This is a genomic window from Pseudomonas sp. CAM1A (assembly GCF_047501685.1).
In the GTDB taxonomy this organism is placed as follows: domain Bacteria; phylum Pseudomonadota; class Gammaproteobacteria; order Pseudomonadales; family Pseudomonadaceae; genus Aquipseudomonas.
In genome coordinates this window covers 497882-520865 of sequence record NZ_JBFNXP010000001.1, presented here as the reverse complement: position 1 = coordinate 520865, position 22984 = coordinate 497882, and the positions used below count along the sequence as shown (strand labels likewise).

Below are 22984 nucleotides of genomic sequence, written 5' to 3'. Positions count from 1 at the left end.
TCCCACCAGATTCATGGCGTGGGAGCGGCGGTGCGCCGATGCGACTTGCCCCGCGATCTTGTCAGGAGTCCACCACCTTGAACCGCAACACCCCGATCACCTGCCCGTCCTCGGTCAGCACCCTCACCTGCCACTTGCCCACCGGATTGGGCGGGAAGTTCTGCTTGTGGGTCCAGGCGCGGTAGCCCTCCTTGCGCCCGCCGTGGATATCCAGGGCAATGCGGTCGACCTCTTTGCCGTCGAGCTGCCACACATGGTAGATGCGCTCGTTCAGCCCGCGCGGTGCATTGATGGCGGTGTAGGCGTACAGCCCGCCGCTGCGGATGCGACTCGCGGCCACTTCGTCCAGCGAGGCGCCCGGCTGGCGGTTGAGCACTTCGGTGCTGATCGCCACATCGGTCATCCACAGCGTGGCCGGTGGCACCCACGAGCGCAGCAGCCAGCCGCCGCCGCCGACCGCCAGGGTGACCAGCACCAGGGCCACGCCGCGGCGCCAGTTGTTGATCGGGAAGCTGCTGGCCAGGCTCGGGAACGACAGCGCCATGGCGGCGATCAGGGCCAGCTTGAAGCTTTGCGCGGTGGTCAGGTGCAGGATGATCGGCAGTGCCGTGAGCATGGCGGCGAACAGCGTCAGGGTATGCAGCGCCAGGAACAGCCAACGCCGCGGCGCCAGCCACTTGTGGTACAGCGGGTCGATGATCGAGATCAGCCCGGCGGCGCCAAGCAGGCCGGTGAACACCAGCTGGCCGCTGTTCCAGGTGGTGGTGATGAAGAAGAACGGCAGGACGAAGAACAGGCTTTCCTGGTGGATCATCTGCGTCGCGAAGCGCAGCAGCGGTTGCGGGATCTCGCGCTTGAAGGTGCGGGCGAACAGTTCGGTGAGGGTGTTCTCCAGCATCAGCCAGACCCAGCTGACCAGCATGACGATGGCGATCCAGCGAGCCAGGCCGGCCTGGCGATCGACCAGGATGAAGCTGCCGATCCCCGAGAGGAAACCGTAGAGCGCGATGATGCCGGGGTAGCGTTTGAGCAGCTCGATGATGCGCAGGATGAAGCTGGGGATCGGGGGCATGAGGCAAGCAACAGGAAGCGGTGGATGGCTATGCCGGCCTCATCGCGGGGTAAGCTCGCTCCCACGCATGAAATCGGCGTGGGAGCGGGCTTGCCCCGCGATGAGCGCTGGCGAAAGGCCTACAGGATACCGCCGAATCAGGGCGCCCGTGTAGCACCGCTGGGCTTGGCGTGTGGCCGGCGGCGGCGGATCAGCCCGACCGCCAGGATCAACCCCAGCAACAACGCCACCAGCCCATACAGCTCGTCATAGCCCAGCAACGGCTTCTCGATGCGCAGGTACCCCGGCTCCTTGAGCAGTTCGCGTAGCGCAGCGTCGGCCTGCTTGAGGCTGACCTGGCGCAGTTGCCGCACCGGATCGGTGAAGCGCCCGTCCTCGTAGGCGTTCAGCGCCCCCCAGTAGTAGTCGGCGAGCGCCGCATTGCCCTGGGTGGTCCAGCTTTCCCGGGCAATCGCCGCTTCCTTGATGCGGGCAAAGGTGTCCGGGTCCAGGCCATGCTTGCGCAGGTGGTCGAACAGCTGCTCGAGTACCTTGAGTGCCTTGTCGAGGTCCTGGCGTTCGAGGTCGGCATTGAGGCTGAGCAGCCCGCTGTCGCCAAAGCTCTCGCGTTGCGCCGACGGGCCGTAGGACAGCCCGTGGCGCAGACGCAGCTGGTCGTACAGCGCCCAGTCCAGGTAGCGCGACAGCAGCTCGAGGGTCTGGTCATGCCCCTCCTCCAGCGTCGGCTCGATGAACAGCCAGTGCAACTTGACGTTGTCGCCCAGCCAGCCGCGGGTCAGGTCACGACGCTGCTCGGCCTGCTGGCTGATGCTTTCGAGGTTGCGGCGCTCTTCGGGCTCGGTCGCCGGCAGCTCGCCAAAGGTGCGTTCCAGATAGGCCGGCAGCAGGCGGTCGAGGCCGCCGACGACGATCAGCGACATGTTGTTGGCCACATACCAGTGCTCGCGCAACTGCTGGACCTGCTCCAGGGTCATGTCGTCGAGGTTGGAGCGCTCCGGGCATTTCAGGCCCAGCTCGGTGGCCAGCTGGTCGCTGGCCGGGTGGCCGATGTCCTGACGATCGAGCCAGCGCTGCAGGCGGCCGTAGTGGCCGCCGTCCTCGCGTTCGATGATCTTTTTCGCGGTGGCCAGCGCCTTTTCGTCGATGTGGGTGTCGCGGATGACCGCCAGCAGCAGGTCGAGCACCTTGCGCTGGTTACGCGCCGGGGCCTCGATGACGAAGGTGGTGTCGGCGCTGCTGGTGAAGGCGTTCCACTCCCCGCCCAGGGCCTGGATGCGCTCCTCCAGGCCACCCTCGCCGGTCTCGTCGATACCGCTGAACAGCAAATGCTCGAGCAGGTGCGGCAGCTCGCGCTGGTCACAGTCGAAGTCGTCCAGGCCCACGCCTACCACCAGGCGGATCGACACATGGTCGCGCTCGTAGCCGGACTTGAGGATCACCTGCAGGCCGTTGGGCAACAGGTAGCCCTCGACTCGCGAGCGGTCGAGGGCGAGCGTGGGCAGGCTGCAGATCAGCAGGCAAACGAACAACAGGCAACGCATAGGCGAGCTTCGGTCTCCGGGGTGTCTGGGCTCAAGGCTGGCGGGCTTCGTCCGGCACGCTGTCGAGCATCAGCCCGCCGGTGTCGGTGCCGCCCAGTACCACATAGGCACTGCTGCAGAACAAAGAGTTCAAACGCTTCATGTCGGCAATGAGCTCCAAGTGTAGCGAACTGGTCTCGATACTCTGCACCACTTTACGTTGCAGGCGGCTGACATGGGCGTGGGCCAGGCGCCGTTCCTGGGCGCGGAAGCGACGTTTCTCGCGCAGCAGCTGCTGCGCGCTCTGCGGGTCGGCGCTGAGGAACACCGACAGGCCCAGGCGCAGGTTGGCCAGCAATTGCTCCTGCAGGCCGGTCAACTCCTCCAGGCCGACCTGGGAGAACTCCCGGCGCTGCGAGGTCTTCTGCTGCTGCACCTTGCGCAGCATCCGTTCGATCAGGTCGCTTGCCAGCTTGAGGTTGATCGCCACCTCGATGATCTCTGCCCAGCGCCGGTTGTCCTGCTCGGCAAGGTCTTCACGGGGCATCTGCGCCAGGTACAGCTTGATGGCGTTGTACAGCGCCTCGGCATCCTCGCCGAGGGCCCGAACCTGTTGCGGCAAGGCCGTCTGGGTACCGCGCAGGGCGCCAAGCATGGCCTCGAGCAGGCTGTCGACGATATCGCCCAGGCGCAAGGTCTCGCGCACGGCGTTGACCAGCGCCAGGCTGGGGGTATTCAAAGCGGTCGGGTCCAAGTGGCGTGGCTGGTGGTGGCCATTGCCGCTGTCGCGTTCGGGCAGCAGGTAGCTGCACACCCGGCCCATGGGTTTCACCGTTGGCAGCATCAGCAGGCAGCGCAAGGTGTTGTAGAGCAGATGGAAGCCGATCACCAGCTCCTGCGGGCTGAAGCTCAGGCTGTCCATCCACTCCACCAGCGGGTGCAGCACCGGGATGATCAGCAGCAGGCCGACGATCTTGTACAGCAGGCTGCCCAGCGCCACCCGGCGCCCGGCGCTGTTCTGCAGGCTGGTGGTGAGAAAGGCCAGCAAGCCGCTGCCGATGTTGGCGCCGATCACCAGGCCGATGGCCACCGGCAGGCTGATCACTTCGGCGCCTGCCAGCGTGGCGGTGAGCAGCACGGCGGCCAGGCTGGAGTAGGAGATCATGGCGAACAGCGCGCCGATCAGGGCGTCGAGCAGGATATCGCCAGTGAGCGAGGCGAACAGCACCTTCACCCCCTGGGCGTGGGTGATCGGCGCGGCGGCGTGGACGATCAGCTGCAGCGCCAGGATGATCAGGCCCAGGCCGATACCCACCCGGCCCAGCTGGCCGGCGCGGGTCTGCTTGCGCGAGAGGAAGAAGATCACCCCGAGGAAGATCAGCAGCGGCGACAGCCAGGACAGGTCGAAGGTCAGCACCCGGGCCATCAGCGCGGTACCCACATCGGCGCCGAGCATGATCGCCAGGGCCGGGGTCATGGCCATCAGGCCCTGGCCGACGAATGAGGTGACCAGCATGGCGGTGGCGTTGCTGCTCTGCACCATGGCGGTGACCAGGATCCCGGCGATGAACGCCAGCGGGCGCTTGTTCATGTTCTGGCCGAGCACCCGGCGCAGGTTCGAGCCATACACCCGCAAGATGCCGGTACGCACGATATGGGTGCCCCACACCAGCAACGCCACGGCGGAGAGCAGATTGAGCAGGGTCAGCATGGTCGGGCCCCCTTTTCTTCTATGCCCCTGGGCGGGGCCAATGGGTGCAGCGGCGAGCCTGGCCCGGGGGTGGGCTGGTTTTTCCAGTGCTCACTGAAGCTTTAGTTGTTTTGCCTGGCTGGCGCCAGCTTGGCATGGGTGAAACGTATTTGAAACATGCGCTGGCCTGATCGTCGGCAACAAAAAAAGGCCCCGAAGGGCCCTTTCGCTACCGCGCTTCCTGGGTCTATTGACCCGGGATGTCCTTGCGCAGTTTCACTGGATCGTGTTCCTTGCCCTTCTTGCGGGCCATCGCCGTGCGCATGCGGATGTTGATCGCCTCCACCGCCAGCGAGAAAGCCATGGCGAAGTAGACGTAGCCCTTCGGCACGTGCACATCGAAGGATTCGGCGATCAGCACGGTACCGACGACGATCAGGAACGAAAGCGCGAGCATCTTCAGCGATGGGTGCTTGTCGATGAAATCACTGATGGTGCCGGCGCAGAGCATCATCACCAGTACCGCGACGATGATCGCGGCGATCATCACCGGCACGTGGGAGACCATGCCCACCGCGGTGATCACCGAGTCCAGCGAGAACACGATGTCGATGATGGCGATCTGGATGATGGTGTAGAAGAACTTGCCACCCGCGCCTTTCGGCTCGTCGGGGTTTTCGTCCTCGCCTTCCAGGCCGTGGTAGATCTCCTGGGAGCTTTTCCACAAGAGGAACAGGCCGCCGAAGAACAGGATCAGGTCGCGCCCGGAGATACCCTCGCCCAGCACATGGAACAGGTCGTCGGTCAGGCGCATGACCCAGGTGATCGACAGTAGCAGCATGATCCGCGTGACCATGGCCAGGGCCAGACCGAAGATCCGCGTGCGCGGCTGCATGTGCTTGGGCATGCGGCTGACCAGGATCGAGATCATGATGATGTTGTCGATCCCGAGCACGATCTCAAGCGCGGTGAGGGTGAAAAAGGCAACCCAGATTTCCGGGCTGGTCAGCCATTCCATGTGTATTCCTTCGAGCGGTAAAGGCAAAGCGCCCTGATGGCGGGCGCTTTGCGGTTGGATGAGGCGCTTGTATTACAGACTGCTGAACAGCGGGAAAGTCCCCAGTGCCAGTGCGCCGAACATTATGCACAGGCACACCAGCACTGCCCACTTGAGGGTGAAGCGCTGGTGGTCGCCGAACTCGATGCCGGCCAGGGCCACCAGCAGGTAGGTGGAGGGTACCAACGGGCTGAGCAGGTGTACCGGCTGGCCGACGATCGACGCGCGGGCCATTTCCACCGGGGTGACGCCGTAGTGGCTGGCGAACTCCGACAGCACTGGCAGCACGCCGTAGTAGAAGGCGTCGTTGGACATGAAGAAGGTGAACGGCATGCTGACCAGTGCGGTGATCACCGCCATGTAGGGGCCGAACGCCTCCGGAATCACCGCCAGCAGGCTCTTGGACATGGCATCGACCATGCCGGTACCCGACAGGATGCCGGTGAAGATGCCCGCGGCGAAGATCAGCCCGCTCACGGCGAGCACGCTGGAGGCGTGGGCGGCGATGCGGTCCTTCTGCTGCTGCAGGCACGGGTAGTTGACGATCATGGCGATGCTGAAGGCGATCATGAACAGCACCGGCAGCGGCAGCACGCCGGCGATCAACGCAACCATCAGCGCGGCGGTCAGGGCGCCGTTGAACCACAGCAGCTTCGGCCGGCGGGCTTCCGGGAACTGCGACACGCTGATTTCGCTGTGGTCGATGTCGTCGGTCGGCAGGTGCAGTTCACCCAGGCGGGCACGCTCACGCAGGCCGTACCAGTAGGCGATTGCGAGGATCGCCAGCACACCGAAGGCCATGGCCGGGATCATCGGCACGAAGATGTCCGAAGGGTCCACGTGCAGGGCACTGGCGGCGCGCGCGGTCGGGCCGCCCCACGGGGTCATGTTCATCACCCCGCCGGCGAGGATGATCAGGCCGGCCATGATCCGCGGGCTCATGCCCAGGCGGCTGTACATCGGCAGCATGGCGGCGCAGCAGATCATGTAGGTGGTGGCGCCATCGCCGTCGAGGGACACCACCAGCGCCAGCACCGCGGTGCCGACCGAGACTTTCAGCGGGTCGCCCTTGACCAGCTTGAGGATCTTGCGCACGGCCGGGTCGAACAGGCCGGAGTCGATCATCAGGGCAAAGTAGAGAATGGCGAACATCAGCATCACGCCAGTGGGCGCAAGCTTGCTGATGCCCTGCAGCATCATCGGGCCGATGTCGCTGTAGAAGCCGCCGAACAGGGCGAACAGGATCGGTACCAGGATCAGCGCGATCAAGGCCGACAGGCGCTTGGTCATGATCAGGTACATGAAGGTGATGACCATGGCGAAGCCGAGGAAGGTCAGCATGGCGGTACTCCAGGCGTGGCGCGGCGAAAGGAAGGACGATTCGGGCGGATCAGCGCGTCAGGCGCTGCGCGAGGAGCAGGCGGAGGGGTACTGCGAAAAGGCGGGCACAGGAAAACATCAGAATCACCATTGTTGTTGTTGATTGGGCCGGGCGCGGAAGTTTCCGGGTGCCCTGGCTGACCGGTCTGCTGCCGGTGGTGGCGCTATCCTATGTGGGCAAGCTTTCAGCCAGCTTTCGGCTGGCGCCAGGCGACGGGAGGTCGTTTCGATGTCGGATGTCGTGGAAGGCGGGTGCCATTGCGGTGCCCTGCGTTATCGCTTGTCGGGCGCCCTGGGCGATGTCGCCCATTGCCATTGCTCGATCTGTCGGCGGGTCAGCGGGGGCACGCTGGTGACCTGGGTCACCCTGCCCTTCAAGGATTTCCAGTGGTTGGCGGGTTCACCGCAGCGCTACATGGCGCCGGAAACCTGCAGTCGTTACTTCTGTGGCAGTTGCGGGGCGCACGTGGCGCTGGTGACGACCCATAGCCCGGATTCGATCGATGTGACCGTGGCGACGCTGGATCACCCGGAGCGGGTGCCGGCCAATCGGCATATCTGGGTGGGGAGCCGCTTGCCGTGGTTGCAGGTGGACCAAGAGTTGCCGGAGGAAGACGAGGAAAGCCCGTAGGGCATTGTGCTGCCTCTTCCGGCCCTATCGCCGGCAAGCCGGCTCCCACAGGGTTATGCGATCCCTGTGGGAGCCGGCTTGCCGGCGATAGAGGCTGACCTGCCATGCGCTAGGGCAGCTGCAACCCCCCGGCCGCCTTGTGCAACGCTCGCAGGTGCTCGCCCACCTGCTTGATATTGGCCTCCACCGCCTTGATCTCCCTGCCCCGCTCCGGCCCCAGCAGCGCCCTCACCTGCTGGTCCAGGTCGGTGCTCAGGCGCAGCAGCTGCGCCTGGCGCTCGCTGCTCACCTGCTCCAGCTGCTTGCGCTCTTCTGGCTGCGGCAGGCCGTAGCCCCCTGCCCCGAGCAATTCCGCCGGGCGGCTGAGGAAGCCGCTGTTGGCCAGCATCGCCTGCAAGGTCTCGTTGGCCTTGTCGAAACTGCCGTCCTTGAGCGCCCGCCCGTTCAGGTAGCGTTGCTTGACTTCATCCTGGGCCAGCAACAGTTGGCGCCGCAGCCCGGCCTGTTCGAGCAGCAGCAAGGCCGCGCTGGTACGCAGGTCGGCGCGGTCGAACCACTGGCGGCGCTGCTCGGCATCCTGTGCCAGCCAGTCTTCCACGGTGGTCTGTCTGACCGGCAACTGCTTGCGCAATACCTCGAACATCGCCTGGTAGCGATCGCGGTAAGAGTCGAAGCGATAGCCCAGGCGCAGGGCTTCGCGCGGGTCGTCGAGCACGCTGGTATCGGCCAGGCCCCTGCCCTTCATGACCTCGAGCAGGCCGTTGGGCATGATGCTGTCCAGGTCGTTCAGGCGCGGGTTGCCGGTGCCGCTGCGCAGCAGCTTGAGCGACTCCACGGCGCAGTTGTTGGACAGGAAGTAGTAGTTGCCGTCGTAGCTCCAGTGCATCTCGGCGGCCTGGCGCACCAGGTTCTCGATCTCGCCGCGGCTGAGCTTGAGCGGCACCGAGGCCAGGCTGCGCAGCTCGGTCTTGGTGTACTCGTCGATCACCTGCCCCAGCGGCAGCACGAACAGCCGTGACGGGTAGGCGCCGACCAGGCCATCCCAGCTGGACAGCTGTACGTCGTTGACGAAGGCGCGGTACGACAGCACCAGGCTCTGGTCGAGGTCCAGGCGGCAGGCCGGCCCGCGTGGCCGACCCGGGGCACAGATCACCAGGCGCAGCATGCTGTGGCCCCAGCGGCTGACCCAGTTCTGGTTGGCCTCGGCCAGCAGGTAGTCGACCTCGTAGACCCGTTCCGGGTCGATCTCGCCCAAGGGTTGGCGGGCGAAGTCGTTGCCGGCGTTGAGGAACGGCAGGCCCTTGGCGCAGGCGTCCTGGTGCGGCGCCCAGCCGAAGTGGTCGCGCAGGTACTGGTTCAGTGCCGGGCGGCGGCAGCCGTAGCTCGGGTCGAGGAGGAAGTACTCCATGTTGACCGCAATGAACTCTTTCGGGCTACTCAGTTCGTAAGGGTCCGGGCTGCGCACCAGCTGGCCATTGTGTTGCTCGCGCTCGCCGCGCCGGCCGACGTACTGCGGCCAGCCGGCCAGGTCCAGCAGGCGCGGGTCGTCGCTCAGGGTGAAGCGGCGCTCGGCCTGGCCGCGACAGTCCTGCGCCAGGCCGACCTTGCCAAGTGCGCCCTGCTGGCGCTTGCAGCGGCTGATCAGCCGGCGTTCGGCGTCCGGCCACAGGCGGGCGCGGTCATAGATATGGGTAAGCTCGTGGAGCACGGTGGCCAGCAGTTCTTCGCGGACCGTGCCATGGGGGCGGTTGGTCTTCTCGCGGGCGGCACTGCCGTCTACGAGACCCGGCAGCAGGCGCCGGTTGAGATCCAGGCTGGCGACCGGCGAGGCCTGGCCGTAGGCATCCTCGGGCATGCGCGAGGTCCAGCTGACCAGGATCTGCCGGTCGAGCTGCTGCTTGAAGCGCGGTGGCAGCTTGGCCATGGCTTCGTCGAGCAGCACCTGACTGGCCTGCCGTTGCGAAGGGTCAAGGCCGTCGGTCTGCAGCACCAGCTGCAGATCGGCCAGGGCGGGCGTGCCAAGCAGCGTCAGGGCGCAGCCCAGCAGCCAGGCACGCATGCGCTTCACAGGGCGAGGATGGCTTCGGCCAGCACCTGGTCGCTGGCGTCGCGGGCTTCGGGCACACGGGCTCGCAAGGTGTCGAAGGCGGCTTCGAGCTGCGCGCCGCGGATGTCGCCATTGCTGGCGACGAAGCTGGCGGCGTCGTCGTGGGCTTCACGCACCACTTTCGAGTCGCGGATCGAGGTGGTGGTGTCGGAGGTGAAATCGATCGACCGGCCAAAGGCGCGGACGATGATGTTGCTGGTGGCCACCAGGGTGTGTGCCTGGGCCAGGTCGGCGAGCAGCAGCATGCCGAGGGTGGCGGCGATCAGCGGTTTACGCATGGAGCATCTCCGGAAATGCAAGGGAGCGGGTGTAGTTATTGGACGAGAATCGCTTCGGCCAGTTCACGGTCGCCGACAGAGTGCCGGGCGCAGCCGTGGCGCAGGGCGTCGAACGCCGCCTCCAGCCGGGCGCCACGGATCAGGCCGTCGCTGGCGACGAACACGGCGGCATCGTCACGGGCCGCGACGATCCGTTTGCGGTCGAAGGGGGCGGCCGTCACCTGGCTGGTGACGTAGCCCGTGATGACCAGGCTCTGGGTGGTGGCATCCATCGCCTGGGCGCTGTTCATGCAGGCCAGGGCGACAAAGGAAAGCAATAGATAACGCATGGGCTTTGAAGTGGCGATTGTCTCGGGCTGCGAAGGCTACCCCGGATGCACGGCTCGGAGCCAGTGAATCCGGGGCAAGGGCAGGGTCAGATGGCGAGGATGGCGCGCGCCAGCTGCGCATCGCTGGCTTGCAGGGCCGGCAGCTGCTGGCGGATATGCACGAATGCGCTTTCCAGCTTGGCGCCGCGGATGGCGCCATCGCTGCCGACGAAGCTGGCGGCATCGTCACGGGCGGCCTTGACGATCTTGTCGTCGCGGAACGAGGAGGAAATATCGGACGTGGCGTCGGTCGAGGCGGCTACGGCGCCGACGACGGCGTCGGTGGTGACGACGAAGCTGGTGGCGTTGGCGGCACCGGTGAGGGACAGCAGCAAGGCGGCGCCAATCAGGTGATAACGGGACATGTTGGTGGACTCCTGCACAGGGTCAAGGTTGGTTCTGGTTATCGGACGCTCGCTTGGCTCGTCACGGTACTTTATATGCCAGGCGCGTAGGACAAGCGTAACACGCGGCGGTTCTTACGCCTGGGCGTGAAAAGCGGATCAAATCGTAACTGTATCTATAGAATTTAAATTGTATAAAACTGTTACGCTTGCGTGCGCGAGTGCTCTACTGCGCGGCTTAAAACAAAAAACCCGCCGCAGTTGCCTGCGGCGGGTTCTTGAAAGTTCACGGTGCCGACCTGGGCCGGCGGCCGGCGCTTAGCGCCAGAAAGGCTTGCTCAGCTCTTCGTAGCGCTGCGACTCGCTGATACCGGCGTCGGCCAGCAGGCGGGAGTCCAGGCGCGCCAGTTGGCGGCGGCTGGCCATGCGGCGCTGCCACAGTACCAGGGTGGACAGAACGCGCAGTGGCAGGGCGGCGTTGGAAGCTTGGGCGTTTTCGAAAACCATGTCGGAACTGAGGGTACGTTCCATGATGTGTCATCCTTCCGCTTGTGGCGGCATTAGGGAGTGATTTAACTGGTGCCCATCTTCCTCCTCTCTCGTCCAGAACAGTAGGTACAGTTCAAGTGTATTGTGATGGGCCAGTTAACTGTTGAAAGCGACTGTTGCACTGGTTATTGGCGAAACTGTACTGGTGCGCACTTTTTTGGTGCGGTTTTGTGCTGTTGGTAGGGAAATGGATGGCAAGAGGCGATGTTTAAGGCAGTACAGTAGTACAGTTTTTGGTAGGTTCTAGCTGAAAGTGTTCGACGACACAGTTGCAGCGCCAGGCACCTGCCGGCCATCACGCGATCCCCCAGCGCCCCAAGCCCCTCAAGCCGAGACCGCCGCCCGCCGCGCACGCTCGGCCTTGCCCAGCAACCGCTTCATCCGCCATTCGAAGCCAAACGTCAGCGCCACCGCCGCGCAGGCCAGGCCCAGCGCCAGCCCCCACCAGATCCCCTGCGCGCCGCCACCGAGGTTGAAAGCGAACAGCCACGCGCTCGGCGCGCCCACCAGCCAGTAGCACACCAGGCCGATCAGGAAGGTGGTCTTGGCATCCTTCAGACCACGGATCGAGCCCATGGCGATGGTCTGCACGCCATCGAACAGTTCGAACCATGCCGCCACCATCACCAGCTGCACCGCGAGCATGAAGATCGCCGCGAAGGCCGGGTCGTTGCGGTCGATGAACAATCCGACCAGGGCGTCCGGCAACAACCAGAACAGTGCGGCGAAGGCGAACATCAGCGAGGCGCCGAAACCAATCCCCACGCGCCCGGCACTACGGGCCGCCAGCAGGTTGCCGGCGCCGTAATAAAGGCCGACGCGCATGGTCACCGCATACGAAAGGCCCGTCGGCACCATGAACGCGGTGGAGACGATCTGCAGGGCGATCTGGTGCGCCGCCAGCTCCGTGCTGCCCAGCACGCCCATGCACAGGGCGGCAAAGGCAAACAGGCCCACTTCGACCATATAGGTCCCGCCGATCGGCAGGCCCAGCCGCCACAGCTCGCGCAGCGCCGGCAGGGAAGGGCGCAACAGGCCCTTGCGCAGTGGGTAGGCGGCATAGGCCTTGTGCCAGCGAATATAAAGCGCCAGGGCGATGGACATGCCCAGGGTCACCACCGCGGTGACCAGGCCGATGCCCATCAGCCCCAGCTTGGGCAGGCCGAACATGCCCTCGATCAGCGCATGGTTGAACAGGTAGTTGGCCACCGTGCCCACCAGGCTGATGACCATCACCGGAGTCGAGTGGCCCAGGGCGCTGGTGAAGCCACGCAGCGCCATGAAGGTCATGTAGCCGGGGAGGGCGAGTGGCAGCAGGGTGAGCAGCTGCATCGCCGACTCGACGTTCTCCGGCTTCTGGCCGAACAGCAGCAGCACCGGCTTGAGGTTCCACATCACCAGCGCCGAGATCAGCGCCAGGCCCCAGGCCAGCCACAGGCCGCTCTGCGCCAGGCGGGTGACGCCCTCGATGTCGTTGGCGCCCTTGCGGATGGCCACCAGCGTGCCGACCGCGGCGATCACGCCCAGGCAGAAGATCGACACGAACGAGTAGCTGGCCGCGCCCAGGCCGCCACCGGCCAGGGCCTGCGGGCTGATGCGAGCCATCATCAGGGTGTCGGTGAGCACCATCAGCATGTGCGCCAACTGCGAGGCAATCAGCGGCCCGGCCAGGCGCAGCAAAGCCTTGAGTTCGGTGGTGGGCGCGACATGCATGGGGGCGGTCCTTCTTGATGATTCTGGAAGCGAGCCGTCGATTCTGAGGCTTCGGTCAGCTTTGCACAAAAGGATAAATGCGATCAGTGCCATGAGTCTGACTCATGCCTGTATGATCCTCTGCACCGACCCAGCTCCCGTATGACAGGTGCATCATGATCCGCCAACTGCCTCCGCTCTATGCGCTGCGCGCATTTGAAGCTGCCGCTCGGCTGAGCTCATTCACCCGTGCCGGGGAAGAGCTGGCGATCACCCAAAGCGCGGTCAGCCGGCATATCCGCACCCTGGAGGAGCATTTCGCCTGCCGCCTGTTCGTGCGCAATGGCCGCAGTCTGCAGCTGACCGAAGCGGCGCGCATGCTGCTGCCCGGTGTGCGCGACGGGTTCGCCTCGCTGGAGAGGGCCTGCGAAACCTTGCGCGGTGAAGATGACATCCTGCGCATGAAGGCCCCATCAACCCTGACCATGCGCTGGCTGTTGGCGCGCCTGAGTCGCTTCCGCCATCTGCAGCCCGGCAATGAAGTCCAGCTGACCAGCGCCTGGATGGACGTCGACCATGTTGACTTCAACCAGGAGCCGTTCGACTGCGCGGTGCTGCTCAGCGATGGCAGCTTCCCGGTGGACTGGGAAGTACGGCGGCTGTTTTCCGAGTTGCTGATCCCGGTGGGCGCCCCCGACCTGCTCGATGACGCGCCCTGGGACGAGCGGCGCCTGGCGGGTATCGAACTGTTGCACCCCACGCCGGACAAGCGTGACTGGCGTGCCTGGCTGGCGCGCATGGGGCTGACCGACAAGGTGTCGCTCAAGGGCGGGCAGGTGTTCGACACCCTCGAGCTGGGCATGATCGCCGCCGCGCGGGGCTACGGGATCTCCATGGGTGACCTGCTGATGGTGGCCGAGGATGTGGCCCAGCGGCGGTTGAGCCTGCCCTGGCCGACCGCGGTGGCCAGCGGCATGGACTACTACCTGGTGTGGCCAAGGACCCGGCCGGGTGGGGAGCGGTTGCGCAGGCTCAGCGTGTTTCTGCAGGAGGAGGCGCAGGCGATGGATTTGCCAGCTGTGCATATCCTTTCGGCGCAGGGCTAGAAACGCCCGAAAGGCCACAGCAAGAAAACGTTTGCGAATATCCCGGCCCTGTACTCAAGTATTTCCTACAGACGCCGATCAACTTGCACCAGCGTCCCGGAAGAGGACGCGATTCCCCGTTGATAGGAAGCGGGCGGTCAGCGTGATCAGGACGATCCCGGCCTCTTGCCAGGAGCCTTGCCATGTCTCAACCGCGTGCCCGTATCGCCTCGCAGCTCGGGATCGCCCTCGCCATCGTGCTGGCGCTGGTGATCACCGGTAGCACCCTGTTCGCCCTGCGTTCGCTGGACGACGCCAACCTGGCCACCCGTCAGGAACACCTGGCCAGCGAGGCGCGGCTGCTGGCCGACCAGCTGGACACCTTCCACGGTTCGCTCAAGGACAACACCCAGCGCCTGAGCGGCCTGTTCGAGCGGCGGTTCGCCTCGGGCCTGATGCTGCACGCCGGCGAGACGGTGCAGGTCGCAGGCCAGGCCACGCCGGCCCTGTACCTGGGCGAGCGGCTGTTGAACAACGACTTCCAGGTGGTCGATGAATTCCAGCAGATGACCGCCGGGATCGCGACGCTGTTCGTGCTCAGCGGCGACGACTTCGTGCGCATCAGCACCAACCTGAAGAAGCAGGACGGCAACCGCGCCATCGGCACCCAGCTGGACCGCCAGCACCCGGCCTATGCCAAGCTGCTGGCCGGGCAGATGTATGTCGGCCGCGCGATGCTGTTCGAGCGCAACTACATGACCCGCTACGTGCCGGTGCGCGATGGCGGCGGGCGGGTGATCGCCGTGCTGTTCGTCGGTTTCGACTACACCGACGCGCAAAACGCCCAGTTCGCCAATCTCAAGCGCTTTCGCATCGGCCAGACCGGTTCGCTGGCCATTCGGGACGATCAGGGCCAATGGCTGGTCCCCCCGGCCAATGCCGACCAGGACCTGTTCAGTGTCAGCGCGCCGTTCGCCGAAGGTCCGTGGACCGTGGTGGCGAGCATGCCCAAGGCGGAAATCCGCGAAGTGACCTGGAGCGTCGGCCTGCGCCTGGCCATCGGCAGTCTGTTGGCGATGCTGCTGGCCGTGGCCGCGACCCTCTGGCTGCTGCGTCGCAAGTTGCGCCCGCTCGGCGACCTGGTGCGCCAGGCCGAAGCCCTGGGTGCCGGCGATCTCAACGCCCGCCTGAGCGTCACCAGCCATGACGAGATCGGCCAGTTGGCCCGCAGCTTCAACCAGATGGGCGATGCGTTGGCGACCATGGTCGAGCATATCCGCACCGCCTCCGACCAGGTCAGTGGCCGCGCACGCTCGTTGTCGGGTCTGTCGTCCGGCGCCTGCGAGGGTATGGACCAGCAATCCGGCGAGATCACCAGCATGGCCGGCGCAGTGGAGGAGTTCAGTGCCACCTCGATGAACATCGCCGACAACATGGCCGGTACCGAGCGCATGGCCCGCGACAACGCCCAGCAGACCCGCATCGGTCGCAGCGCGATGGACGAAGCCTCGGTTTCCCTGCGGCAGATCGCCGAGGCCTTGGGCGGCACCGCCAGCGTGATGGACACCCTAGGTGCTCGCTCGCAGGAGATCGGCGGCATTGTCGGCGTGATCACCTCGATTGCCGAGCAGACCAACCTGCTGGCGCTCAATGCCGCCATCGAAGCTGCCCGGGCCGGCGAGCAGGGCCGTGGTTTCGCCGTGGTCGCCGACGAGGTCCGTGGCCTGGCCGCGCGCACCCGCCAGGCCACCGACGAGATCTCCGGCATGATCGCCAGCATCCAGCAGCAGACCGGCCATGCCATCAGCACGTTGGAGCAGGGCAACCAGCTGATGCAGGAAGGCCTGGCGCGCAATGACAAGGTCGCCGAGGCCCTGGCCCGGATCGACGAGCAGAGCAGGGTGGCGGGCGAGCAGTTCGCCGTGATCAGCACTGCGACCCAGGAACAGAGCAGCACCGCGACGGTGCTCAGCCGCAACCTGCAGAGCATCGCCCAGGCCAACAGTGAGCAGCGCGATGTGGCCAATGAGCTGGCCACGACGGCCCGCGAGCTGGAAGGACTGGCGGGGCAGTTGCGCCAGGAAGTGGATCGGTTCCGCGTTGGGCGCTGATTGAGCAAACAACATCATCGCGGGGCAAGCCCGCTCCCACGGAGGCCTTGGTGCGCTCGTGGGAGCGGGCTTGCCCCGCGATAGCGATCGACGTTCTACATCGCCCCCAAGCCCAACGCCTGCGCACACGCCTGCAACGATCTGCGCTCGCTCTGCGCATACAGCGCCAGCTCATCCTGCACCTGCAACCCCAGCGCCAACTCGAAGGCATCCCGATTGGCATTGCTGCCATAGTCGGCCTGGCCCTCATCCCCCAGGTTGGACTGGAAGATCCCCGCCGCACTCACCGGCAGGAAATCCTCATACACCAGCGCCTCGAAATGCACGTGCCCGGCGTCGATCAACCCCTGCAGGGTGGTCGGGCGATCCTGTTGCCCGCGCTCGGCCAGGCCTTTCTCGGTGGCGAAGTAGCGAAAGTACGCAAGCCCCTGCTCGCGCATCTGCCCCAGGTCATCCGGAAACTCGGCGAAGTGCTCCGCGAGCAGCGCCATATATCGCTTGGCATTGGCCTCCGCCGGCGCGCCGCCCAAGGCTTCACGGGTCGCATCCAGCAGCCGGTCGTACAGCTGGCGCCCCTTGGGCGTCAGCGCTGCGCCGCGTTGTTCGATCTCGCCGAAGCGCGCCGTGTGGCTGCCCTGGGCATCGCTGAAAGCGACCCTTTCCTGCAGAGCCTTGAAGCTGGTCTGGCGTAGCAGTATCGGCTGGCGGCGGGTGGGCGGCCCTTCGACCACCGCCTTGGGCGGAATGCCCTTGGCCGGCATGCCGAGCTGGATCGCGTCGATGTCCAGGGTGCGCGGGGTCAGGTGGTTGATGTGTGGGCCTTTGAACGCCACCACGTCAGCGATCAGGCGGTGCTGGTCGTGCAGTTGCTGGTACTGCTCGGCGGTGACGGTGGCGTCCTGGTGCCAGCGGAAGGTGTGCAGTGCTTCGTCGACAAACGTGTCGGCATCGCTCGCGTTCAGGCCACCATCGTGTTCGCATTGGGCGATCAGTTCGAGCACACGGGTGGTGAAGATCTGTCGCTTGTCGAGAATACCCTGGGCCAGCGTGCGCAGTTGCGGGTTGTCGATCAGTTCCAGGCGTAGCAGCGAAGTGAACACCCGGAACGGGCTGACATGCAGCGACTGCTCGTGCACGGCGCGGAACGCGGTGGAATGCACCGGTACGCCGGCGGAGCTCAGGTCGTAATAGCCGACCGGCGCCATGCCCATGACCGCGAACAGGCGGGCGATGGTGGCGAGCTCCTCGGCGGTGCCCACGCGGATGGCGCCGTGGCGCTCCTGGTCGAGGCGTTCGATCTCGCCGGTCCAGCGTAGTGCCTCGGCCACCTTGGGCTGCGCGGCCATCACCTGCCGGTTGGTTTCGCTCACCAGCTCAAGCAGCGTGCCGTACAGCGGGACTTCCTGCTTGTACATGAGCGACATGGCGGCAGAGAACTGCGCACGGATGCTGTCGGGGCTGACGAAATCGTGGGCGGGCATCGCAAGCTTCCTGGGTGAGTGGAGGACACTTACATGAAAGCTGGGAATGGAGCTGCCATACAAGCGAAAAAAAGTGCGGGTTTCATTCCTTTTATGATCGAACTTGCCGGCCCTATCGCGGGGCAAGCCCGCTCCCACGAACTGTGTGGGAGCGGGCTTGCCCCGCGCTGGCGTCAGTGCTCGCGCCGCTGGATCTGCTCGGCAACCCAATCCACCAAGGCCCGCACCTTCGGCACCTCCGCCGCATGCTCGGCATATGCCAGGTAATGCGCGCCATTGCTCTTCATCGCATGGTCCCAGGCCAGCACCAGGCTGCCCTCAGCCAGCTCTTTGGCCACCAGGTAACTGGGCACCAACGCCACTCCGCATCCGGCCTGCGCCGCGCTCAACGCCATGTAGAAGGTGTCGAAGCGTGGCCCATGGTAGCTGTTGTCGGTATGCAGCCCTTGCTCCAGGAACCATTCGTGCCAGGCCTGGGGGCGCGAGGTGCTCTGTAGCAGCACCAGCTCCGCCACCGCGCCGGCGTCAGGCAGCGTGCGCCCTTGCAGCAGCTCCGGCGCGCACACCGGCACAACCTCTTCGCCGAACAGCTCGATGCAGGTGGCCCCGGGCCAGGTGCCCTGGCCATAGAAGAACACCACGTCGGCCGAGCCCTGCAGCAGGGCGAATGGCTCCATCTCGTTGCGGATGTCCAGGTGCAGGTTCGGGTGGCGCTTGCCGAAGCCCTTGAGGTGCGGGATCAGCCAGCGCACGCCGAAACTCGGTTGAGTGGCTACCTTCAATACTTCGGTCTGCGAGCCGTAGCTCAGGACATAGCGGCTGGACATGTCCACCTGGGTGAGGATCTTGTTCACCTCGGCCAGGTACAGGCTGCCGGCCGGCGTCAGTTGCAGGCGGCGGCGGATGCGCAGGAACAGGTGGTGGCGCAGCATCTCCTCGAGCTGCGCCACCTGCTTGCTCACCGCGCTCTGCGTCAGGTGCAGCTCCTCGGCGGCGCGGGTGAAGCTCAGGTGGCGGGCTGCGGCCTCGAAGCACTGCAGGGCGGTCATGGACGGTACCAGGCGTTTGGACATAAGCGGTCTCGGCGGCTGAAATCATTACCTGGTGGAATGATATGCGGAATAAAGGTCGTTTGTTGCACCCGAGTAATCGGATTAATACTGACCCACGACATTTTCAACCCCTTCACCCGATGTAAGGAGAAGCACGATGGTTGCTGGATTGCTCGAGCGCCTTGGCGTCGCCGCCGCGGCTCACACCCAGGGCGATTACCCTGTCCATACCCCCATCGACGGCAGCCAGATCGCCTCGGTGAAGTTGCTCGGCAAGGCCGACACCGTTGCTCGCATCGACCAGGCGCATCAGGCCTTCGAAGCCTGGCGCAGCGTGCCGGCGCCACGCCGCGGCGAGCTGGTGCGCCTGTTCGGCGAGGTGTTGCGCACACACAAGGCCGACCTCGGCGAGTTGGTATCCATCGAAGCCGGCAAGATCACCCAGGAAGGCCTGGGCGAAGTGCAGGAGATGATCGATATCTGCGATTTCGCCGTCGGCCTGTCGCGCCAGCTGTACGGCCTGACCATTGCCTCCGAGCGCCCGGGCCACCACATGCGTGAAACCTGGCACCCGCTGGGCGTGGTCGGGGTGATCAGCGCCTTCAACTTCCCGGTTGCAGTGTGGGCGTGGAACACCGCGCTGGCGCTGGTGGCGGGTAACGCCGTGGTGTGGAAACCGTCCGAGAAAACCCCGCTCACTGCGCTGGCTTGCCAGGCGCTGTTCGACAAAGCCCTGAAAGCGTTCGGCGAGGCACCGGCAGGTGTGGCGCAGTTGGTGATCGGCGGCCGCGATGCCGGTGAAGCCCTGGTCGACGATCCACGCGTGGCGCTGGTCAGCGCCACCGGCAGCACCCGCATGGGCCGTGAAGTCGGCCCACGGGTAGCGGCGCGCTTTGGCCGCAGCATCCTCGAGCTGGGCGGCAACAACGCGATGATCCTGGCTCCGAGCGCCGACCTCGACCTGGCCGTGCGCGGCATCCTGTTCTCCGCAGTCGGGACCGCCGGTCAGCGTTGCACCACCCTGCGACGCCTGATCGTGCACCGTTCGATCAAGGACGACGTGGTCGCCCGCGTCAAAGCCGCCTACGGCAAGGTGCGCATTGGTGACCCGCGCAAAGACAACCTGGTCGGCCCGCTGATCGACAAGCAGTCGTTCGATGCCATGCAGGGCGCGCTGGCCAAGGCCCGCGACGAAGGCGGGCAGGTATTCGGTGGCGAGCGCCAGCTGGCCGAGCAGTACCCGAACGCCTACTACGTGTCGCCAGCTATTGCCGAGATGCCGGCCCAGAGCGAGGTGGTGCGCCACGAGACCTTCGCGCCGATTCTCTACGTGCTGGCCTACGACGACTTCGAAGAGGCCCTGCGCCTGAACAACGAAGTACCGCAAGGCCTGTCATCGTGCATCTTCACCACCGACATCCGCGAGGCCGAACGCTTCCAGAGCGCCGCGGGCAGCGACTGCGGCATCGCCAACGTCAACATCGGCACCAGCGGCGCGGAGATCGGCGGGGCGTTCGGGGGCGAGAAGGAGACCGGAGGTGGGCGTGAGTCCGGGTCGGATGCCTGGAAAGGCTACATGCGTCGCCAGACCAACACCGTGAACTATTCGCGGGAGTTGCCGCTGGCCCAAGGTATCGTCTTCGATTGAACCTTGTGGGAGCGGGCTTGCCCCGCGATAGCGTACGATCAGACGACGCCATCGCGGGGCAAGCCCGCTCCCACGAAGGCCGCTTCACGCTGCTTCACCTGCAACAAGAATAATATCGCTGGAGCCGGTCATGTCCGAACTGCGTCAAGAATGCTTGTGGGAACACGTCACCCAGCCGACCGTTGCCGCCCAGGCCCTGGCCGGCGAGCACAAGGCCGATGTCTGCGTGATCGGTGGCGGCATCACCGGCCTGTCGGCGGCGATTCACCTGCTGGAGCAGGGCAAGACGGTGATCCTGCTGGAGGCCTGGAAGATTGGCCATGGCGGCTCTGGGCGCAACGTCGGCCTGGTCAACGCCGGCACCTGGATCCGCCCCGATGACGTCGAGGCCACCCTCGGCCACAAGCAGGGCGGCCGCCTGAACAAGGTGCTTGGCGAGGCGCCGGGCGAAGTGTTCGCCATGATCGAACGATTGGGTATCGACTGCCAGGCCCGGCACCAGGGCACGCTGCACATGGCACACAATGCCACCGGCATCGCCGACCTCGAAGCCCGCCACCAGCAATGGACCCGGCGCGGCGCCGACGTCGAGCTGCTGACCGGTGCGCAATGCCAGGAATACTGCGGTACCGACAAGATTTCCGCCGCGCTGCTCGACCGCCGCGCTGGCACCATCAACCCCATGGGATACACCCAGGGCCTTGCCGCTGCCGTGACCCGGCTGGGGGGCAAGCTGTTCCAGCAGTCCTCGGTCGAGGGGCTGGAGCGCGACGGCGATGCCTGGCGGGTGCGCACCGCACAGGGTGCGGTGCGTGCCGACAAGGTGGTGATCTCTACCGGTGCCTACACCGAAGGCGACTGGAGCAACCTGCAGAAGCACTTTTTCCGCGGCTATTACTACCAGGTCGCCTCCAAGCCCCTGCACGGCGCCGCCGCCGACAAGGTCCTGTCCCATGGCCAGGGCTCGTGGGACACCCGCACCGTGCTCAGCAGCATCCGCCGCGACGACCAGGGTCGCCTGCTGCTCGGCAGCCTTGGTCGGGTCGACAACAAGCCGGCATGGTTCGTGCGCAGTTGGGCCGACCGTATCCAGAGCCACTACTACCCGCAGCTGGGCAAGGTCGAGTGGGAGATGCACTGGACCGGCTGCATCGATTTCACCCCCGATCACCTGATGCGCCTGTTCGAGCCAGCGCCGGGGCTGGTGGCGGTGACCGGCTACAACGGTCGCGGCAACACCACCGGCACGGTGATCGGCCGGGCGTTTGCCGAGTTCCTGCTCAAGGATGACCCGGACAGCCTGCCGATTCCGTTCTCGCCGATGAGGCCGGTGAGCGCGCCGTCGTTGCGCACGGCGTTTTATGAGTCGGGTTTCTCGCTGTATCACGCGGGGCAGTGCTTGCGGGTGGTGCTGTAATTGCTAGCGCGGGGCAAGTCGGGCCACCGCGATAGGCTCACTTATGCAGCCAGCTCAGGAACCCGCCTTTCTTCACCGCTGCCGGTTTCTGCAGCAGCAGTGACTCGCGCTTCTGCCGCCGGAACCGCTGCAGCTTGGCCAAGGCCGACTTCACATCGCCGCTCTGGGTCAGGCAGCCGCGCACCTGCTCCTTGTCGATGCGATAGAGTACGCAGCCGGTCAGGGCACGAAACTCGACAGGCGAGGCCTCGTCATCCACCAGGCCCTCGAGCGCCAACACTTCCCCCGGCCCCATGCGCCCACCTTCGATCAGCCGCTCGCCATCGCGCACCGCGGCCGATACCACGCCGCGGCTGATCAGCAGCACATGCTCCGAGCGTTCGCCGATGCCGAGGATCACCTGATCGGCCGGGTACTCCACCGTGGTCATGCGCTGGCTCAAGCTGTCGCGTTCCTCGCTGGTCAACGAGCGGAACACCCGCACCTCTTCCAGCAACTCGCGTTGGCGGCTGCGCGGTGGCACGCCAAGCTCCAGGTTCCATGTCACGCCGCTGGCTTCCAGGTGGCGGTGGGCCAGGTCGAAGAGCTGGTTGCGTACCTCGGTCTTGCGCGACATGTCGGCGACGAAGCCACTGGCCTCGTACTCCACCGACTCCAGCGTCGAAGCCTTCACCGTGACCTTGGGCGCCGGCTTGTCGAGCAGGGTGCTGGTGCCTTGCAGGGTCTTCTCCAGCGCGTCGAACACCCGTTGCGGGCGCACCTTGGCCGGCACCACCACGCTGATCGACACGCCGTGCACCTCGGCCGGGCGGCTGAAGTTGAGGATCTTGGCCTTGGCCGCCACCGAGTTGGGGATGACCGCCAGGCTGCTGTTGCCGGTGATCAGCCGGGTAGCGCGCCAGTCGATGTCGACCACCTTGCCCTCGGTGCCGTCGATGGAGATCGAGTCGCCGATCTGGTAGGGCCGCGTGGTGTTCAGCACGATGCCTGAGAACACGTCGGCCAGCGTGCTCTGCAGCGCCAGGCCGATGACGATGGCCATCACCCCGGAGGTTGCCAGCAGGCCCTTCACCGGCAGTTGCATCACATAGGCCGCCGCGGCCACCACCGCGGCGAGGAAGATCAGCGCCCCGAGCACATCCTGCAGCAGGCGCCCGCCGTGGCTGCCGCGGGCCACCAGCAGCTGGCCGAACACCACGGTTACCGTGCGCGCGCCGAACAGCCACCAGCCGATCGCCAGCACCGTGGCCATCAGGTTGCGTGCCACGTCGTCGGCCCAGGGCGCGGGTTGCAGCGGGCTCATGCCCGCCGTCAGCAACACCGCGCTGAACAGCAGGAAGATCACCAGCCGCGTGGCGATGCGCCAGGCCCTGTGGTGCAGCGCGATCAACTGCCAGAACAGGAGGTCGAGAAAGATCAGCAAGGTGCCGAGCAACAGCGGGTACGACTGGATGAACGCCAGCATGGTGGTCTCGGTGCGGGGGGAGGGCTGTGGGTAGTAA

Annotated in this window: 19 protein-coding genes and 1 pseudogene; 6 read left to right on the top strand and 14 right to left on the bottom strand. The window is 65.6% G+C overall.

Features of this window, described 5'->3' with window-relative positions; translation table 11 throughout:
• Positions 1 to 61 precede the first annotated feature (61 nt).
• The 5 genes from ABZO33_RS02430 to ABZO33_RS02410 all read right to left on the bottom strand — a co-directional run bounded on the left by ABZO33_RS02430 (position 62) and on the right by ABZO33_RS02410 (position 6680).
• Positions 62 to 1072 carry a DUF5924 family protein gene (locus ABZO33_RS02430; RefSeq protein ID WP_414534706.1) on the bottom strand — a complete coding sequence of 337 codons (1011 nt, stop codon included), beginning with the start codon at positions 1070 to 1072 and terminating at the stop codon, positions 62 to 64.
• A gap of 137 nt (positions 1073 to 1209) precedes the next feature.
• The gene (locus ABZO33_RS02425) at positions 1210 to 2613 is read right to left on the bottom strand and encodes a M16 family metallopeptidase (RefSeq protein ID WP_414534705.1); all 1404 of its coding nucleotides are present in this window, start codon (positions 2611 to 2613) and stop codon (positions 1210 to 1212) included.
• Positions 2614 to 2644: 31 nt separating this feature from the next.
• Positions 2645 to 4303: a Na/Pi cotransporter family protein gene (locus ABZO33_RS02420; protein ID WP_414534704.1), complete on the bottom strand. Its 1659-nt coding sequence runs from the start codon at positions 4301 to 4303 to the stop codon at positions 2645 to 2647.
• Positions 4304 to 4529: 226 nt separating this feature from the next.
• Positions 4530 to 5300: a TerC family protein gene (locus ABZO33_RS02415; protein WP_023629725.1), complete on the bottom strand. Its 771-nt coding sequence runs from the start codon at positions 5298 to 5300 to the stop codon at positions 4530 to 4532.
• A 72-nt stretch (positions 5301 to 5372) separates the two neighbouring features.
• Positions 5373 to 6680 (bottom strand): CitMHS family transporter, encoded by a 1308-nt coding sequence (locus ABZO33_RS02410; RefSeq protein WP_046853643.1) that lies wholly within the window; start codon positions 6678 to 6680, stop codon positions 5373 to 5375.
• Between the two features lie 268 nt (positions 6681 to 6948).
• Here ABZO33_RS02410 and ABZO33_RS02405 point away from each other — a divergent pair, with 268 nt between their 5' ends.
• A complete protein-coding gene (locus ABZO33_RS02405; RefSeq protein ID WP_414534703.1) occupies positions 6949 to 7350 on the top strand; it encodes a GFA family protein in 402 nt (133 codons plus the stop codon).
• A 109-nt stretch (positions 7351 to 7459) separates the two neighbouring features.
• On the opposite strand, the gene ABZO33_RS02400 is transcribed toward ABZO33_RS02405, so the two are convergent.
• From ABZO33_RS02400 to ABZO33_RS02375, 6 genes are all read right to left on the bottom strand, one after another.
• A complete protein-coding gene (locus ABZO33_RS02400; RefSeq protein ID WP_414534702.1) occupies positions 7460 to 9418 on the bottom strand; it encodes a DUF4105 domain-containing protein in 1959 nt (652 codons plus the stop codon).
• Positions 9415 to 9735, bottom strand: coding sequence for a DUF2388 domain-containing protein (locus ABZO33_RS02395; RefSeq protein ID WP_011531558.1), 321 nt, complete (start codon positions 9733 to 9735; stop codon positions 9415 to 9417). The genes ABZO33_RS02400 and ABZO33_RS02395 overlap by 4 nt, the downstream gene beginning before the upstream one ends.
• Positions 9736 to 9770: 35 nt before the next feature.
• The gene (locus tag ABZO33_RS02390; RefSeq protein WP_401108226.1) at positions 9771 to 10064 is read right to left on the bottom strand and encodes a DUF2388 domain-containing protein; all 294 of its coding nucleotides are present in this window, start codon (positions 10062 to 10064) and stop codon (positions 9771 to 9773) included.
• An 86-nt stretch (positions 10065 to 10150) separates the two neighbouring features.
• On the bottom strand, positions 10151 to 10468 hold the full coding sequence (locus ABZO33_RS02385; RefSeq protein ID WP_414534701.1) for a DUF2388 domain-containing protein: 318 nt from the start codon (positions 10466 to 10468) through the stop codon (positions 10151 to 10153).
• 297 nt (positions 10469 to 10765) lie between these two features.
• Complete coding sequence (locus tag ABZO33_RS02380) at positions 10766 to 10978, bottom strand: DUF1127 domain-containing protein (RefSeq protein ID WP_414534700.1); 213 nt, start codon at positions 10976 to 10978, stop codon at positions 10766 to 10768.
• A gap of 342 nt (positions 10979 to 11320) precedes the next feature.
• Entirely contained in the window at positions 11321 to 12709 is a 1389-nt protein-coding gene (locus ABZO33_RS02375; RefSeq protein ID WP_414534699.1) for a NorM family multidrug efflux MATE transporter, read from the bottom strand.
• Positions 12710 to 12864: 155 nt separating this feature from the next.
• Between ABZO33_RS02375 and ABZO33_RS02370 the strand changes: the two genes are divergently transcribed.
• The 3 genes and pseudogenes from ABZO33_RS02370 (at position 12865) to ABZO33_RS02360 (ending at position 15884) form a co-directional block, all read left to right on the top strand.
• Positions 12865 to 13794 (top strand): LysR substrate-binding domain-containing protein, encoded by a 930-nt coding sequence (locus ABZO33_RS02370; protein ID WP_414534698.1) that lies wholly within the window; start codon positions 12865 to 12867, stop codon positions 13792 to 13794.
• Between the two features lie 182 nt (positions 13795 to 13976).
• Positions 13977 to 15017, top strand: a pseudogene (locus ABZO33_RS02365) (Cache 3/Cache 2 fusion domain-containing protein); the annotation flags it as partial.
• Entirely contained in the window at positions 15015 to 15884 is an 870-nt protein-coding gene (locus ABZO33_RS02360) for a methyl-accepting chemotaxis protein (RefSeq protein WP_414534882.1), read from the top strand. The pseudogene ABZO33_RS02365 and the gene ABZO33_RS02360, both read left to right, overlap by 3 nt.
• A 95-nt stretch (positions 15885 to 15979) precedes the next feature.
• Here the strand turns inward: ABZO33_RS02360 and ABZO33_RS02355 are convergent, their stop codons facing one another.
• Together ABZO33_RS02355 and ABZO33_RS02350 are read right to left on the bottom strand one after the other, a co-directional pair.
• Positions 15980 to 17365: a VOC family protein gene (locus ABZO33_RS02355; RefSeq protein WP_414534697.1), complete on the bottom strand. Its 1386-nt coding sequence runs from the start codon at positions 17363 to 17365 to the stop codon at positions 15980 to 15982.
• A gap of 173 nt (positions 17366 to 17538) precedes the next feature.
• Positions 17539 to 18438, bottom strand: a complete 900-nt coding sequence (locus tag ABZO33_RS02350; RefSeq protein ID WP_414534696.1) for a LysR family transcriptional regulator — start codon at positions 18436 to 18438, stop codon at positions 17539 to 17541.
• Positions 18439 to 18574: 136 nt separating this feature from the next.
• On the opposite strand from ABZO33_RS02350, the gene ABZO33_RS02345 reads away from it, so the two are divergent.
• Positions 18575 to 20065 (top strand): aldehyde dehydrogenase family protein, encoded by a 1491-nt coding sequence (locus ABZO33_RS02345; RefSeq protein ID WP_414534695.1) that lies wholly within the window; start codon positions 18575 to 18577, stop codon positions 20063 to 20065.
• Positions 20066 to 20195: 130 nt separating this feature from the next.
• Positions 20196 to 21482 (top strand): NAD(P)/FAD-dependent oxidoreductase, encoded by a 1287-nt coding sequence (locus ABZO33_RS02340; protein WP_414534694.1) that lies wholly within the window; start codon positions 20196 to 20198, stop codon positions 21480 to 21482.
• A gap of 37 nt (positions 21483 to 21519) precedes the next feature.
• Here the strand turns inward: ABZO33_RS02340 and ABZO33_RS02335 are convergent, their stop codons facing one another.
• Positions 21520 to 22947 (bottom strand): mechanosensitive ion channel domain-containing protein, encoded by a 1428-nt coding sequence (locus ABZO33_RS02335; RefSeq protein ID WP_414534693.1) that lies wholly within the window; start codon positions 22945 to 22947, stop codon positions 21520 to 21522.
• Between the last annotated feature and the right edge of the window lie 37 nt (positions 22948 to 22984).